Source organism: Pseudomonas sp. FG1, from assembly GCF_034313875.1.
Classification (GTDB): Bacteria; Pseudomonadota; Gammaproteobacteria; order Pseudomonadales; family Pseudomonadaceae; genus Aquipseudomonas; species Aquipseudomonas veronii.
This window is the reverse complement of record NZ_JAVIWP010000001.1, coordinates 4,486,985-4,501,449: the sequence shown is the minus strand read 5'-3', so window position 1 is coordinate 4,501,449 and position 14,465 is coordinate 4,486,985. Positions and strand designations below refer to the sequence as shown.

The window sequence follows — 14,465 nt, the reverse complement described above, 5'->3', positions numbered from 1 at the left end:
GGCAATTTTTCCCATGGAGCCTTTATGAAAGTCCTCGTAGCGATCAAGCGTGTGGTCGATTACAACGTCAAGGTTCGCGTCAAGGCGGACAACAGCGGCGTCGATCTCGCCAACGTTAAGATGTCGATGAACCCCTTCTGCGAAATCGCCGTGGAAGAAGCCGTACGCCTGAAAGAGAAGGGCGTTGCCAGTGAAATCGTCGTGGTGTCGATCGGCCCGACGGCGGCGCAAGAGCAGCTGCGTACTGCTTTGGCCCTCGGTGCCGACCGCGCCATCCTGGTCGAGGCTGTCAAGGAAGAGGGTGCTGACGAGCTGAACTCCCTGGCCGTGGCCAAGCTGCTCAAGGCCGTGGTCGACAAGGAGCAGCCGCAGCTGGTGATCCTCGGCAAGCAGGCCATCGACAGCGACAACAACCAGACCGGCCAGATGCTCGGCGCGCTGACCGGCTTCGGCCAAGGCACCTTCGCCTCCAAGGTCGAAGTGGCGGGCGACAAGGTCAACGTGACCCGCGAGATCGACGGCGGCCTGCAGACCGTGGCGTTGAACCTGCCGGCGATCGTCACCACCGACCTGCGTCTGAACGAGCCGCGCTACGCCTCCTTGCCGAACATCATGAAGGCCAAGAAGAAGCCGCTGGAGGTGCTCACCCCGGACGCCCTGGGCGTTGCCACCGCGTCCACCGTGAAGACCCTGAAAGTCGAAGCGCCGGCTGCCCGCCAGGCCGGCATCAAGGTCAAGTCGGTGGCGGAACTGGTCGAGAAACTGAAGAACGAGGCGAAGGTAATCTAAATGACTATCCTGGTTATCGCTGAACACACCAATGCCGCCCTGGCGCCGGCCACTCTCAACACCGTGGCCGCTGCGCAGAAGATCGGTGGCGACATCCACCTCCTGGTTGCCGGTGCCGCCTGTGGCGCCGCCGCCGAAGCGGCTGCCAAGCTCGCCGGCGTGGCCAAGGTGCTGGTGGCCGACAACGCCGCCTTCGCCCATCAGCTGCCGGAAAACGTTGCGCCGCTGGTAGCTGCTCTTGTTCAAGAAGCAGGGGGCAAGGGTTACAGCCACATCCTCGCCGCCGCCACCAGCAACGGCAAGAACATCCTGCCGCGCGTCGCCGCCCAGCTGGACGTCGACCAGATCTCCGAAATCATCGCCGTGGAAAGCGCCGACACTTTCAAGCGGCCGATCTACGCCGGTAACGCCATCGCCACCGTGCAGTCTTCGGCGGCGGTGAAGGTGATCACCGTGCGTGCCACCGGTTTCGATCCGGTGGCCGGCGAAGGCGGCAGTGCTGTCGTGGAAGCCGTGGCCGTTGGCGGCGACGCCGGCATCTCGGCCTTCGTCTTTGAGGCGCTGGCCAAGTCCGATCGTCCGGAACTGACCGCGGCCAAGATCGTCGTCTCCGGCGGTCGCGGCATGCAGAACGGCGACAACTTCAAGCACCTGTATGCCCTGGCCGACAAGCTCGGCGCCGCCGTCGGTGCTTCGCGCGCTGCGGTCGACGCCGGTTTCGTGCCCAACGACATGCAGGTTGGCCAGACCGGCAAGATCGTCGCGCCGCAGCTGTACATCGCCGTCGGCATCAGCGGTGCCATCCAGCACCTGGCCGGGATGAAAGACTCCAAGGTCATCGTGGCAATCAACAAGGACGAAGAGGCGCCGATTTTTCAGGTGGCGGATTACGGTCTAGTGGGTGACTTGTTCGAGGTCGTGCCGCAGTTGCAGCAAGTGATCTGAAGCCCTAAAGGAATGTGTTGCAATACCTATAGAATTGTGCTATGCGTGCATACTCAAGTGGCGTGCGGGTTTCAGGGCTAATGCATTTGAAACATAGAGTTGACGTGCGGGAAAGACAATTTTTTGACTTACACGTTATGCGGTAAGTCTGATGCTTGAGCGTTTGAGCTTAGGCATTCTGGTTGTTTTCGTTATTCTTTGTACCCGGTTTTGTACCCGGTTTTGACTTCTTGTAGCATGTAGTGCTGGTTGCTGGCTTAGGGTGGTTGTGCCGAGATTGAATCGGCCTCGAGCCCGTCATTGAGTGCTTTGCTTGTAGTCCTACTGGCTTGAAACGTTTAAGCGCTATGTTGTCTGTCTGGCTATCACGCTGAGTGTAGGTGTTGTTAGGTGACTCGCTCGCTAATAACGCTCTCTCGGAAAGAGATGTAAGCCATAGCGTCATTGAGGTCTTTTATTCTGACTTGGACAGCCTGAGAGATTTTCTCATCGCTTTCCGCTGGAGGAGTTTCGTCTGGGTGGGCCATCTTCCAGAGAGCAAGAAGCTTCAGGTATGACAAAAGAGAGTGCGCTCAGCAGCAAGTGGTCGCCCGCCTGAAGTACTTATGATCATGACTCCACTCATTACAAAAACAAGAGAAGAGCCATGGCCGGAAACATCAAAAAACAGGTCGATAGTATCGACTACAGCACCGTCGCGGTTCCGGAAGAACACCGCATGAGCAAAGGCTCACTGACGATGGCTTGGTGGGCCATCTGCAGTGCTATGTTTTGGCTGGTGGTGTCCGCCACCCTGGCAATGAGCTTTGGTACGATGAATGCCATAATCGGCTTACTCTTGTCGGTCGTAACTTATGCGGCCATCAACGGGGTCATTGCCCGCTACGCCATTAAGACCGGATTATCGGTCGCACTCTTCTCCCGGGTGCTATTCGGACGCGCCGGCGCAGCACTGGCCACCCTGATTTTCTTCGCCACGGCGATCTACTACAGCGTGTTTGAAGGCTCGGTGATCGCCATTGCTATCCAACACTACGTGTCCGACATCACGCTCAATCAAGCCTACCTAATAGTGGTGCTATACAGCGTGCCACTGGTGTTCGGTAGCGTGCAGACCTGGCTGGATAAGTTCAATGGCGTGCTGCTGCCGCTCTACCTGATTGGTCTGATTGCCGTAGTAGCGATGGCCGTCGGTGAATACGGCTACAGTTCTGCCTGGTTGGAAATGGGGCCTGAGAGCGGGCCAGTAAGTAATGGCTGGTGGGACTGTTTCACCTATTTCATGGGAGTGTGGATTCTCATGATGTACACCTGGGACTACGCACGCTTCGGTCGTAAGCAGGACGCCAGCTACCACGCTAAATTTAACTTCGGCCTACCATTCTATATCTTCACCTTTCTTATTAACGGTCTGGTCGGCATCTTTCTCGCCGCCACCATTCCCGCAGAGGGCGGCCTGTCTGAGGTCTCGGTGGTGCTGGCCATTGTCGAGCTGATGGGTATCTGGGGGTTGTTGTTCGTTTGGGTCAGCCAGACCCGTATCAATACCGCAAATTTCTTCATGGCCGCTAGCAACATGCATGCGTTCTTCGGCCGTTTTGGCTTGGCGGCTGTGCCTTATATGGCATGGGCCGTAGTAGTTGGCATCGTGGTCTACACAATGATGTTGCTCAATGTGTTCAGCTACATTCTGCAAGCCCTGGCATACCAGAGCATCTTTGTAGTGGCTTGGGTAGCGATCGCTTTGGCGCATATTTTCTCGCCGAAATATACCCAGCTGTTCGAGGGCAATATTGAATTCGCTCTCGAACGAGTCAACGCCTTCAACCCGTGCGGCTTGATCGCCTGGTTCTTTGCCGCTGGCCTGGGGATAGTGCTGCTGAATTTCGGCGGAGCAACGCTGGCGACCTTCTCAGCGCCGGTGACCTTTGTCTGCGCGTTCGCCAGCTACTGGCTGCTACTCAACAGCGCCAAACGCAGCTGGTTTGTCCGCACCAGCTGCAGCTGAAACCAATATCGGCGCCCACCGGGCCGATGTATTCGGCTCCGGCAACTTGCTGCAGCTACCAAACCCGATCCAAAACTAAGCCGCAACACCGCAGCGGCTTAGTGCTGCGTAGCTGAAAAAAAGACTAACAATGCTAAGAGCCAATTCATGAAAATGATCAACCTGCACCCACAAGCAACTCTCATATTACTTCCATTGTTGGCATCGCTCGCGCTACCCGCAGGTGCGGTGGCTATCAATGACAACTTGGACATTGGCGGCGCCGTGCGTGCGCGTATCGACTACGACCCCGACCGGGATATCGAGAAGCTGAGTTTCGATACTGCCTTTCTCACCGCTACCTACAACTCCGATAGTTGGATCGGCGCGGCTAAATACCGTTTCTATGGCGACGCTTACCCTTTCGACTATACCGACAAGATCGGTGACATCGCCTTCGCCGAATATGCATGGATCGGCTACAAGTTCGATGAGTCGCGTCAGATTCAGGTGGGACTAAACAAGATTCCGTTCGGCCTGCTGCCCTATGCCGGCAGCACTTTCTTCTTGACCTTGGGCAGCGTGATCGGCCTGGAAGACATTGCGAACCTTGGTGTTAAATACATCCAGCAGCAGGATGACTGGAACTTCCAACTCGCTTACTACCTAAGCCCGGCTGATCAGGGTCAAGGTACAAGCCGCGGCGGGCGGACCTATGCAACCAGTGTTGCTACGGCAGATGACTACGTCGTCGACGGCAGCGATAACCACGAGCGCGACATCTTAGTCGGGCGTCTGGCCCGCAACCTAAAGCTTGGGAGCTGGCAGTCGGAGATCGGCGCCTCGGCATTGACCTCGACGCTGCAGAACCAGGACAGTCGTGATAGCGGCCGCCGAAATGCCCTAGCAGTCCACTACTCGGGCAAGAATGGCCCCTGGGGCGTGCAACTGCAAGCCACTCGCCAGGACATGAGCCCGGAGAATCCCGGCAGAGACAAGCTGGTTAGCTTCGGCAGCTTCGACGGCACCTTTAACGTTGCCGCCAAGGGTAACCTCTATGTAGCCGACCTCAGCTATGACATTCCTGGCTCACTCGGGTGGCTCTCTGGTGTCAAGGTTTACGGTAACTACAGCCTGTTCGACAAGGATGAGTCCAGCTTCGAGGATTCCCAGCGCTTCATCCTTGGCACATCTTTCTCGCTGAAAGACCTATGGATCGCCGTCGAGTGGTTGCACGGCAAGCACGATCCCTACATCGGTGGCGGTAGCTACACCCAGAGCCTGGGCGCCGGCGGTAGCGAACGCTGGGAAAACCAGTTGTATACCAATATCGGTTACTACTTCTGAGGCAATAAGCGCCCCTAGCAACCACTCACGCTCCTATTTTCGCCAGCCATGTGCTGGCGTTTTTTTATGGTGCGCCAGGCATGGCGCGTAGCGCCGTGACTGGCGCTGTCGGGTTCACTGTGGTGGTGAGCCTGGCGACTTGGAGGTGAAAGTCCTCTACACACCCGGCAAGGGGAAGTGTTAGCTGAAGGCAAGGGTGTCGCGGGCGACTGCGAATCTGAAGGAAGCCCGAGACAAAATGCTGGCCTGACGAACAGGAAGCGGATGAGGCGGCGCAGCGGGGTGAGGTGGCCATAATCGCCAAAGCCCGATACTTGCACGGAACGCTGCGACGTAGATCCGACAGGCATAAGCAGGAAGGTCGCGCGAATTACCCTGGGAGATCTGTACGCTTGCCATTGTGCTACCGATTGTCGAGAGGCGACGGGATGGGCGTGCAGAAGTCAGCCGAGGCCGTAGTAAGTGGCGGTCAACCACGCCATCAAGGGCCGAACAGGTCATGCCGCCAGTAGGCGTCAGCGTCTCGTCGATAACCGAAATGCAGAAATTTCTCCAAGAGAAGACTGTCACCCCGAGTCCCGGCCAGAGGCCGAGGATGACGCCTGACAGCGCAGAGGTATCGGCGGCGTCGGTGACGTGGATGAACGCGGAGCCGGACACGCTGATGGAGCGGGTGCTTGCGCCGCTCAATCTCAAGCGTGCGTATCAGCGCGTGGTCAGCAACAAGGGGGCGCCGGGTGCCGATGGCATGACGGTCGCCGACTTGGCAGGCTACGTGAAACAGTATTGGCCCATCCTGAAGGTCAGGCTGCTGGCAGGTGAATACCATCCCCAGGCAGTGCGGGCGGTCGAAATTCCCAAACCGCAGGGCGGTATGCGGCAACTGGGCATTCCCAGTGTCGTGGATCGCCTGATCCAGCAAGCCCTGCTGCAACAGCTCACGCCGATCTTCGATCCGCTGTTCTCGGACTATAGCTACGGCTTCCGTCCGGGCAGAAGCGCTCACCAGGCTGTCGAGATGGCCCGCACCCATGTGGCGGCGGGTCATAGGTGTTGCGTGGAACTCGATCTGGAGAAGTTCTTTGATCGGGTCAACCACGACATCCTGATGTTCTGTGTTGAGCGCCATGTCGAAGACAAACAGGTGCTCAGACTCATCCGCCGTTACCTCGAAGCGGGCGTCATGTCGGGCGGGGTTGTCAGCCATCGGCAGGAGGGGGCGCCGCAAGGCGGCCCGCTTTCGCCGCTGCTGTCGAACATCCTGCTCGATGAACTCGACCGTGAGTTGGAGCGGCGAGGCCATCGCTTCGTGCGCTATGCCGATGACGCGAACATTTATGTCCGTAGTCCGCGTGCTGGCGAACGAGTGCTGGCCAGTGTCGAGCGGTTCCTGAATCACCGTCTGAAACTGAGACTGAATCGGGACAAGAGTCGCGTGGCTGGGTCGTGGAAATGCGACTACCTGGGGTATGGGATGAGTTGGCACTCGCAGCCTAGACTGCGAGTGGCAACCATGAGCCTGCGCCGTGTGCGCGACCGTCTCAGGGAACTGCTGCGAGGGGTGCGGGGCCACAAGATGGCGAATGTCATCGAGCGGGTAAACCCGGTGCTGCGAGGCTGGGCAGGCTACTTCAAGCTCAGCCAGAGCAAGCGTCCACTGGAAGAGCTGGATGGCTGGGTCAGGCACAAACTTCGCTGTGTCATCTGGCGGCAATGGAAGCAGCCCTCTACGAGGGCGCGCAACCTGATGCGCCTGGGATTGAGCGAGGAGCGTGCCTGCAAGTCGGCCTTCAATGGCCGAGGCCCGTGGTGGAACTCAGGAGCGCCGCATATGAATCAGGCGCTGCCGAAGAAGCTATGGGACAGACTTTGACTGGTCTCGATACTGGATACGATCAATCGGCTTAACCGCATGGCCTGAACCGCCGTGTACGGAACCGTACGCACGGTGGTGTGGGAGGACGGCGGCCGTGAGGCCGCCTCCTACCCGATCGCAGCGTTCCGGCCTCCCGGCATTAGATCTTGAGTAGATGCACCAGTAGAAACAGTTCACTTCAGGCCAAAAAACGGTGCGCTTGAAGACAAGCCAGCCGCTAGGCCCGCGCGTAGCTTAGCGATGTGGGCAAGACATCCGTCACGCCTCCCCAGACAAAAACAAGATTTGTGGTGACCCATGAACATAGTAGACCCGATCACCCTGGCAGTCGTGCGCGGTGCGCTCGAAACAGCCCAGCGAGAAATGACCCTGACGCTGGAAAAGACCAGTCGCTCGAGCGTGTTCAACCTCGCCCACGACTATTCCAACGCACTCTTCGATCACCTCCCGGAAATGATCCTGCAAGGCCAGGACCTTCCTATTCATCTCGGTTCGCTTATCCCAGCGATGAAATGCGTTGCTGGCTTCTTCGGTGATGAGATTGCCGAGGGCGATGTTATTTATCATAACGATCCAGCCTACATGGGCAGTCATATCCTCGACTGCTGCATGTACAAACCGGTGTTCTATAAGGGCGAGCTGGTGTTCTGGACGGTCTGCAAGGGCCACCTGACCGATATTGGCGGCCCGGTACCGGCCGGCTACAACCCGGACGCAAAAGAAATCTACGCAGAGGGCCTGCGCATCCCGCCTGTCAAGTTGTGGGCCCAGGGCCAGCGCCGGGAAGACGTAATCAACCTGCTGCTGACCAACATGCGCGCCCGCGCCTATCAAGAAGGCGATCTGAATGCCCAGTACGGTGCTTGCAGCGTGGGCGAGCGTCACCTGATCGAGTTGCTCGATCGCTATGGCGTCGACCAGGTCCGAGCGTGCATTACCGAGCTGAAAGATATGGCAGACCGTCATATGCGCGCATTGTTGCGTGATGTGCCAGACGGTTTCTACAGCGGCACTGCCATTCTCGAAGACTCCGGTCATGGTCTGGGAGAATTGTCGATCACTGCCCAGGTGGAAATTCGCGGCGACGAGGCGCACGTTCTGATAGAGAGCCCGCCGCAGGTGCCTTACTTCATCAACTCCTACGCGGGCAATTCGATCTCCGGGGTTTACCTCGGACTGATGATGTTCGCCCAGGTGCCACCGCCCTACAATGAAGGCCTCTATCGCTGCGTGAGTGTAGACCTTGGCCCGTCCGGTACTCTGTGCAACGCCCAGGAGCCGGCACCGCACGTCAACTGCACCACTACTCCGATGGAAACCCTCGCCGATGCCGTGCGTCTGGCCCTTGAACAGGCGGCTCCGGAGCGTGTGACCGCCTCCTGGGGGCATGCCAGCGGGATCAATATCGCTGGGCACGACCCACGCAACAACAACGATGAATATGTGACCATGGTGCTGGCCTCGGTCATCTCCGGCGCTGGCGCTAACAAGGCTATGGATGGTTGGCCTGCTTGCGGCCCGCTGTGCTGCTTCGGCGCGCTGACGTCCGGCGATATCGAACTGCTTGAGTACTCCTATCCGGTACTGATACACCGCTACAGCCTGATGACCGACAGTGGTGGCGCCGGTGAATTCCGCGGTGGCTCTGGTACTCGCCTGGAGCTCGAGCCGCTGAAGCACGCCATGACCGTGGTCGGTTTCGGTGAGGGCCGGCAGCTGCCTACCGCCGGTGCGGCAGGGGCGAAGAATGTTCTGCTCGAGCCCAAGCTCGGCCGCTTGATCCATAGACATGTCGACGGTGAGGAAGACCATTACATCCAGAACACTCTGCTGACCGCACAACCAGGTGAGCGCGTAATCAACGTCAACCCGGGCGGTGGTGGCTATGGCGACCCACTACGTCGTCCGCTGGCCACGGTTCTAGCCGATGTGCGCAACGGCTTGGTCTCGATTGACGGCGCGCGCCTTGAATACGGCGTAGTGATTGACGGCAACGGCCAACTCGATGAAGCCGCAACCCACGCACACCGAGCCGCGCACTGAGCACAGCCCCTTTGAGCAATGCAGAGAATTCGAAAATGAGCAAACAACAATATCGCCTGGGCATCGATGCCGGCGGCACCTTCACTGATTTCATCCTCGCCGACCATCAGGGCAACGTGCAGTTGTTCAAGGCGCCGTCCACCCCACATGACGGCACCCTGGCCATACGCAACGGTCTGGCGCAAATCGCCGATGCCCTCGGCCGTACACCAGCCGAGATCATTGCCGACTGCGATCTGTGCATCAACGGGACGACTGTGGCGCTCAACGCACTGATCGAAAAGACCGGGGTCAAGGTGGGCCTGCTGTGTACCGATGGCCATGAAGACAGCCTGGAAATTCGCCTTGGCCACAAAGAAGATGGCCATCGCTATGACGCCACTTATCCACCGGCGCATATGTTAGTGCCGCGCCACCTGCGCCGTCCAATCGGCGGGCGTATTATCAGTGACGGCAGCGAGTTCAGCCCGCTAGACGAGGCGGCGATTCATGCCGCCATCGACTACTTCCGCGAACAACAGGTGCAGGCGGTGGCGATCTCCTTCGTCTGGTCGGTGCGCAACCCTAGTCACGAGCAGCGCGCTATGGCTATGGTGCGTGCGGCTTTACCTGACGTATTTGTCTGCAGCGGCCACGAGGTGTTCCCGCAGATTCGCGAATACACACGCACCTCGACAACCGTGGTCAACGCCTACCTTAGCCCAGTGATGGGTCGTTATATCGAACGCATCGACGCGCTGTTCGAGGAGCTGGGCGCGCAGCAGCCTACCCGCTATTTCCAGTCCAACGGAGGTCTGGCTCCTGGCGTGGTAATGCGTGAGCGGGCGGTCAACGCGATCAACTCCGGTCCGGCATCTGCCCCGCAAGCCGGCTTGTGCGTGGCCCAGCCATTCGGTATCGACAACGTAATCACCGTCGATATGGGTGGTACCTCGTTCGACATCACTCTTAGCAAAGGCGGTCGCACCAACTTCAGCAAAGACAGCGACTTCCTCCGTTACCGTATCGGCGTGCCAATGATTCAGGTGGAATCCCTTGGCGCCGGCGGTGGCTCGATCGCCCACCTTGACGACTTCGGCATGCTCCAGGTCGGTCCACGCAGTGCCGGGGCTAACCCCGGGCCTGTGTGTTATGGAAAGGGTGGGGTCGAGCCGACTGTAACCGATGCTAACCTGGCGCTCGGTTATCTGGCTGATGGTGCACTGCTCGGTGGCAGCATCCGTCTAAATCGACAAGCCGCGATCGATGCGATCCGCAGTAAAATTGCCGAACCGCTGGGTATCAGTGTCGAGCGCGCGGCCGTCGGTATCATTACCCTGGTTAACCTGAGCATGGTTAGTGGTATCCGCCGCGTGTCCATTGAGCGTGGTTATGATCCCCGTGACTTCGCCCTGATCGGTGCCGGTGGTGCAGCGGGCATGCACGTGATGCGACTAGCTGAGGAAATCGGCAGCAAGGTTGTGCTGATTCCCAAGGTGGCTTCGGGGCTGTGCGCCTTCGGCCAGATTCTCTCTGACATCCGCTATGATCAGCTGACTACTTTGCCGATGCGTTTGGATGACGAGTTCGTCGATTTGGAGCAACTAAACCAGGCCCTGCAGCAGTTACGCGAGCGTGGTATGACGAACCTGCGAGACGATGGTTTCGGTGGTGACAATCGTATTGAATGCCAGTACAGCCTGGAGATTCGTTACCTCGGACAGATCCACGAGTGCAGCGTCGAACTGAGCTGCGACCGGCTCGACCGTAGCAGCCTGGCGGCCCTGCGCGAATCCTTCCACCAGCGGCACAAGGCGCTGTTTTCCTTCAGTGAGCCTAACAGCCCGGTCGAACTAGTTAATCTAGAGTGCTCGGTGATCGCGCGGTTACAGCGTCCACCAATGCCTGAACTTGCAACCCCGCTCAAGGCAACGGCCGCGATTCCGGCTGGTCATCGTCCGATGCTGTTCAATGCGCAAGACGATTGGCAGGACACGCCTGTGTACAACGGCGACCGCATAGAAGTAGGGCAGATTATTCAAGGTCCCTGTGTGATTGAGGAAGCGACCACAAACATCGTTGTTCCACCGGGCTGGCGGGTCAGTCTGGATCCCTCGGCCACATATGAACTGACTCCCGGTCATTGACCGTCAGGGATTTTTAACAAAGGATTGTGTAACAACGGCACCGACGGCATTCACCGTTGGTGCCGCCCTCATAATAACTACAAATTGAGGACCTTTCATGACAGATCAATTGTCTACGCGGTATTGGCCTGAGGGAGAAAGGCAATCGCGTTGGGCCGAAGCCATCGGCAATACATATTTTCCATTGTCGTTGGAGTTCAATTCCAGCGCCATTTTCCAAGGCAGCCTGAAAATTTGGAAAACGGGCAGTACGCCGTTGGCGTTATCGCGCCTGCGCTCCAGTCAGCTAGGCTATTCGCGCAGCGAGAGCCAGGTTAGCGAAGATACTGAACCCTGTTACCTTGTAACAGTGCCGCGCCTTACCGAAGTACACTTCGAGCAAGACGGTCGTGAGCTCCATTGTAAGCCAGGTGGGTTCATCTTCGAGCGAGGCGATGCGCCTTATCGTTTTCACTACTCCTGCGACAACGACCTTTGGGTATTCAAGCTGCCTGAGCGCGCGCTACATGGACAGATACGTGGAGCCGAGCGCTACACCCGTTTCTGTTTCGAGGCTCGGCGTGGATTGGGACGAATTTTTGTTGATCAACTGGCGATGTGTGCCGCGCGCTTCGACGAATGCGATGCGGATGCCCGTCATATGCTGCTGGAACAGGTGCTTTCGACGTTGTTAATGGCTCTGCGCCAAGATGAGCGCGTCCTTAATAGTGAGAGTTCGAGTCTAGCTGCCCTGCATTTGCAGCGTATCGAGCACTACATCGACCGAAACTTGTGTTCAGCTGAACTAAACCCGCAGCATATTGCTCAGGCCTGCGGCTTATCGGTTCGCTATTTGCATAAATTATTTTTCAGTACGCCCTACAGTCTCGGTGAATGGATTCGCCTGAAACGATTGGAGGCTGTATATCAACGCCTACGTGATCCCCACTGCCACCTATCAATCGGTGAGCTGGCATATCGTTGGGGGTTCAGTGATCAGGCACAATTTTCCCGGCATTTTCGCCAGCACTTTAGTTGTACTGCCAGTGAAGCCCGAGCCGTTTCGTTAAAGCCGTAGCCGGTTACTTTATTGTCAATGTGCTCTGGGGGATTAGAAGTCACTCGGCGTAGCTCCCCATAAAGGCTCCACGCCTTTTCACCGTTGCGGGAGTACCAGTTATATATCGGCGTCTGATATTCCATACGGGCGCTAACTTGGGTAAGCCTTTGTCGTCTGCATTGGCAAACTCATGCGTAGCTGGTGTTGCTGATCAAGCCAAGCTTATTGTTTTAGGTTCACGCGAGCGGGCTGAGAGCGGCGCAGGCTTCACAAGCGTAAGACGGAACCATGCTAGGTGCAAAGCTATGGTGTTGGGTAGTAATTGCTTCAGGTCTGTCCTGCAAAAAACATGCTGAAATTCCGCAGGCACCCCCTCTAAGGGCGAGACACGGTAACTATCCCATGATTTCAGGGGCGGACTGGGATGCTCTCAGGTTGCTGTTGCGCATGATCCCTTCGATGATCGGTACTGGTGTCATCAGATGAGCCTGCATCATGGCGCTTGCTCGCGTTGCGTCACGGGCAAGGATAGCTTCTACCAGTTCGCTGTGCTCTTGACGTTTCAGGGACAAGGCCTCCTCGGATAGCACCGTGCGCCGCAGCCACAGCTGGCGATAGCGCTCGGCCTGATCGAACAGATAGGCGCGCGCCTGCAGCAGGTGTCTAGACCCACAGCCGGAGGCTATAGCTGTATGGAAGGCCTTGTGTCGGGCATCCCATATTTCCAGCATCTGCTCCTGGGTCTTGACCTCCATTACCTTGGCCAATGTATGCGAATAGGCCAACACCTGGGCCTCCCAGGCGTCATCGCCGCGTTCGATGGCGAGCTTAAGTACCAGCGCTTCGAGATTGGCCCGTGCGTCATAGATGTCCTGCATTTCGCTCAGCGACATAGGAGCGACGCGGTAGCCACGCTGACTGATAGCTACTACCAGATTTTCCGCAATCAGATGCGATAGCGCTTCACGCAGAGGGCCTACGCCTAGGTCGTAGCGCTCCTTAAGCGCAGTCATTCGCAGTTTTTCTCCGGGCTTGAACATGCCCTGAATTATGTCCCGCTTGAGCCACTCATAGCCGCTGACTGCTGAGTTTTGGCGGGGGGCGAGCGTATCCATAAACCATGCTCCTCAACGGGTTTTATCCATCATACGCAACTGCAGAAATATTTACTAAGTGGAGATGCAGTTGCCGAGTGTCGCTATTTTATAAAAGCGTAGACATTTTTATAAAATAGCTATATTTTTAGTCCGGCTGTTCTGGTAAATCTCGGGGCGGCGTACAGACAATTTTTTCGTCAGGACTCTGCCATGAATGCCTTTACCCAGCTCAAAGATCTTGTGATGCCGCTACCGACCGCCGTTAAGGGGTTTTCTCTTTCACCCTCCGCTCAGTCGCCCCGTTTGTTCGAGCTGACCTTCACTAAGGCGACGATAGAGGCTTTCTGTGTAGCAGTGGCCGAGTGGCCGGTGCAGGCGCTGGAATACAAGTCCTTCTTGCGATTTCGCTTCGCCAAAATTCTTGACGATCTCTGCGGTAACAGCCTGCGCCCGGTGCTACTCAACGCCCTAATGGATCGTGCCACCGGAGGGCTGTTAATCAAGCAGGAGGCCCTGAATGATGTGGCACAAGCTGATGATATGGTCAAATTCTCGACTGCTGTGGCCCACCTGCTGGGGCGGTCGAACTTTGATGCGATGAGCGGCCAGTTCTACGCACGCTTCGTGGTCGAGAACGTCGATAATTCGGACAGCTACCTGCGCCAACCTCACCGGGTAATGGAGTTGCACAACGATGGTACTTTCGTCGATCAGATCACCGACTACGTGCTGATGATGAAGATCGATGAGCAGAATATCGAAGGTGGCAACTCGCTGATCCTGCATCTGGACGACTGGGAGGATCGCCATGCTTTCTTCCATCATCCGCTAGCACGGCGCGTCATGCGCTGGACCGCGCCGCCGAGTAAAAGGGTCGATACGGACGTGTTCCATTCGATCTTTGATGTCGACGCCGAAGGGCGGCCGACTATTCGCTATATCGATCAATTTGTTCAGCCCAAAGACTTCGACGAGGGCAACTGGCTGACCGACCTGTCTATCTCCCTGGAGGGCAGTAAACAGAAGCTTTCCGTGCCGGTGCCAGTTGGCTGCTTCCTGCTGATTAATAACCTGTATTGGCTGCATGGCCGCGATCGTTTCACCCCTCACCCTGGGCTGCGCCGTGAACTGATGCGCCAGCGCGGTTACTTCAGTTACCCCAAACTCGGCCATCAGCAAGGCCAATAATTGCCATTAATTGAACAGGGGCTGCGCG

General features: G+C 57.4%; 10 protein-coding genes. 9 read left to right on the top strand and 1 reads right to left on the bottom strand.

Going from position 1 to position 14,465, the window contains the following annotated elements:
• Positions 1 to 24: 24 nt before the first annotated feature.
• The 8 genes from RGV59_RS20610 (at position 25) to RGV59_RS20575 (ending at position 12,170) form a co-directional block, all read left to right on the top strand.
• Positions 25 to 789, top strand: a complete 765-nt coding sequence (locus RGV59_RS20610; protein ID WP_023048095.1) for an electron transfer flavoprotein subunit beta/FixA family protein — start codon at positions 25 to 27, stop codon at positions 787 to 789.
• Positions 790 to 1,734 carry an electron transfer flavoprotein subunit alpha/FixB family protein gene (locus RGV59_RS20605; protein ID WP_023662939.1) on the top strand — a complete coding sequence of 315 codons (945 nt, stop codon included), beginning with the start codon at positions 790 to 792 and terminating at the stop codon, positions 1,732 to 1,734. It begins immediately after the preceding gene.
• A 646-nt stretch (positions 1,735 to 2,380) separates the two neighbouring features.
• Positions 2,381 to 3,742 (top strand): purine-cytosine permease family protein, encoded by a 1,362-nt coding sequence (locus RGV59_RS20600; protein WP_033902867.1) that lies wholly within the window; start codon positions 2,381 to 2,383, stop codon positions 3,740 to 3,742.
• A 153-nt stretch (positions 3,743 to 3,895) separates the two neighbouring features.
• On the top strand, positions 3,896 to 5,068 hold the full coding sequence (locus RGV59_RS20595; RefSeq protein ID WP_031637015.1) for a porin: 1,173 nt from the start codon (positions 3,896 to 3,898) through the stop codon (positions 5,066 to 5,068).
• A 499-nt stretch (positions 5,069 to 5,567) separates the two neighbouring features.
• Positions 5,568 to 6,941, top strand: a complete 1,374-nt coding sequence (gene ltrA, locus RGV59_RS20590; RefSeq protein ID WP_049950174.1) for a group II intron reverse transcriptase/maturase — start codon at positions 5,568 to 5,570, stop codon at positions 6,939 to 6,941.
• A gap of 300 nt (positions 6,942 to 7,241) precedes the next feature.
• Positions 7,242 to 8,987, top strand: a complete 1,746-nt coding sequence (locus RGV59_RS20585; RefSeq protein ID WP_033902868.1) for a hydantoinase B/oxoprolinase family protein — start codon at positions 7,242 to 7,244, stop codon at positions 8,985 to 8,987.
• Between the two features lie 35 nt (positions 8,988 to 9,022).
• A complete protein-coding gene (locus RGV59_RS20580; protein ID WP_033902869.1) occupies positions 9,023 to 11,113 on the top strand; it encodes a hydantoinase/oxoprolinase family protein in 2,091 nt (696 codons plus the stop codon).
• A 97-nt stretch (positions 11,114 to 11,210) separates the two neighbouring features.
• A complete protein-coding gene (locus RGV59_RS20575) occupies positions 11,211 to 12,170 on the top strand; it encodes a helix-turn-helix domain-containing protein (protein ID WP_033902870.1) in 960 nt (319 codons plus the stop codon).
• 377 nt (positions 12,171 to 12,547) lie between these two features.
• On the opposite strand, the gene csiR is transcribed toward RGV59_RS20575, so the two are convergent.
• Positions 12,548 to 13,267, bottom strand: coding sequence for a DNA-binding transcriptional regulator CsiR (gene csiR / locus RGV59_RS20570; protein WP_023048102.1), 720 nt, complete (start codon positions 13,265 to 13,267; stop codon positions 12,548 to 12,550).
• A gap of 192 nt (positions 13,268 to 13,459) precedes the next feature.
• Here csiR and glaH point away from each other — a divergent pair, with 192 nt between their 5' ends.
• A complete protein-coding gene (gene glaH / locus RGV59_RS20565) occupies positions 13,460 to 14,437 on the top strand; it encodes a glutarate dioxygenase GlaH (protein ID WP_023628647.1) in 978 nt (325 codons plus the stop codon).
• Positions 14,438 to 14,465: the final 28 nt, after the last annotated feature.

Bases quoted from the DNA above. Each gene is read 5' to 3' on its own strand.
- RGV59_RS20580 (WP_033902869.1), top strand. From the start codon at position 9,023: ATGAGCAAACAACAATATCGCCTGGGCATCGATGCCGGCGGCACCTTC.
- RGV59_RS20600 (WP_033902867.1), top strand. From the start codon at position 2,381: ATGGCCGGAAACATCAAAAAACAGGTCGATAGTATCGACTACAGCACC.
- RGV59_RS20605 (WP_023662939.1), top strand. From the start codon at position 790: ATGACTATCCTGGTTATCGCTGAACACACCAATGCCGCCCTGGCGCCG.
- RGV59_RS20575 (WP_033902870.1), top strand. From the start codon at position 11,211: ATGACAGATCAATTGTCTACGCGGTATTGGCCTGAGGGAGAAAGGCAA.
- ltrA (WP_049950174.1), top strand. From the start codon at position 5,568: ATGCCGCCAGTAGGCGTCAGCGTCTCGTCGATAACCGAAATGCAGAAA.
- RGV59_RS20595 (WP_031637015.1), top strand. From the start codon at position 3,896: ATGATCAACCTGCACCCACAAGCAACTCTCATATTACTTCCATTGTTG.
- csiR (WP_023048102.1), bottom strand. From the start codon at position 13,267: ATGGATACGCTCGCCCCCCGCCAAAACTCAGCAGTCAGCGGCTATGAG.
- RGV59_RS20585 (WP_033902868.1), top strand. From the start codon at position 7,242: ATGAACATAGTAGACCCGATCACCCTGGCAGTCGTGCGCGGTGCGCTC.
- RGV59_RS20610 (WP_023048095.1), top strand. From the start codon at position 25: ATGAAAGTCCTCGTAGCGATCAAGCGTGTGGTCGATTACAACGTCAAG.
- glaH (WP_023628647.1), top strand. From the start codon at position 13,460: ATGAATGCCTTTACCCAGCTCAAAGATCTTGTGATGCCGCTACCGACC.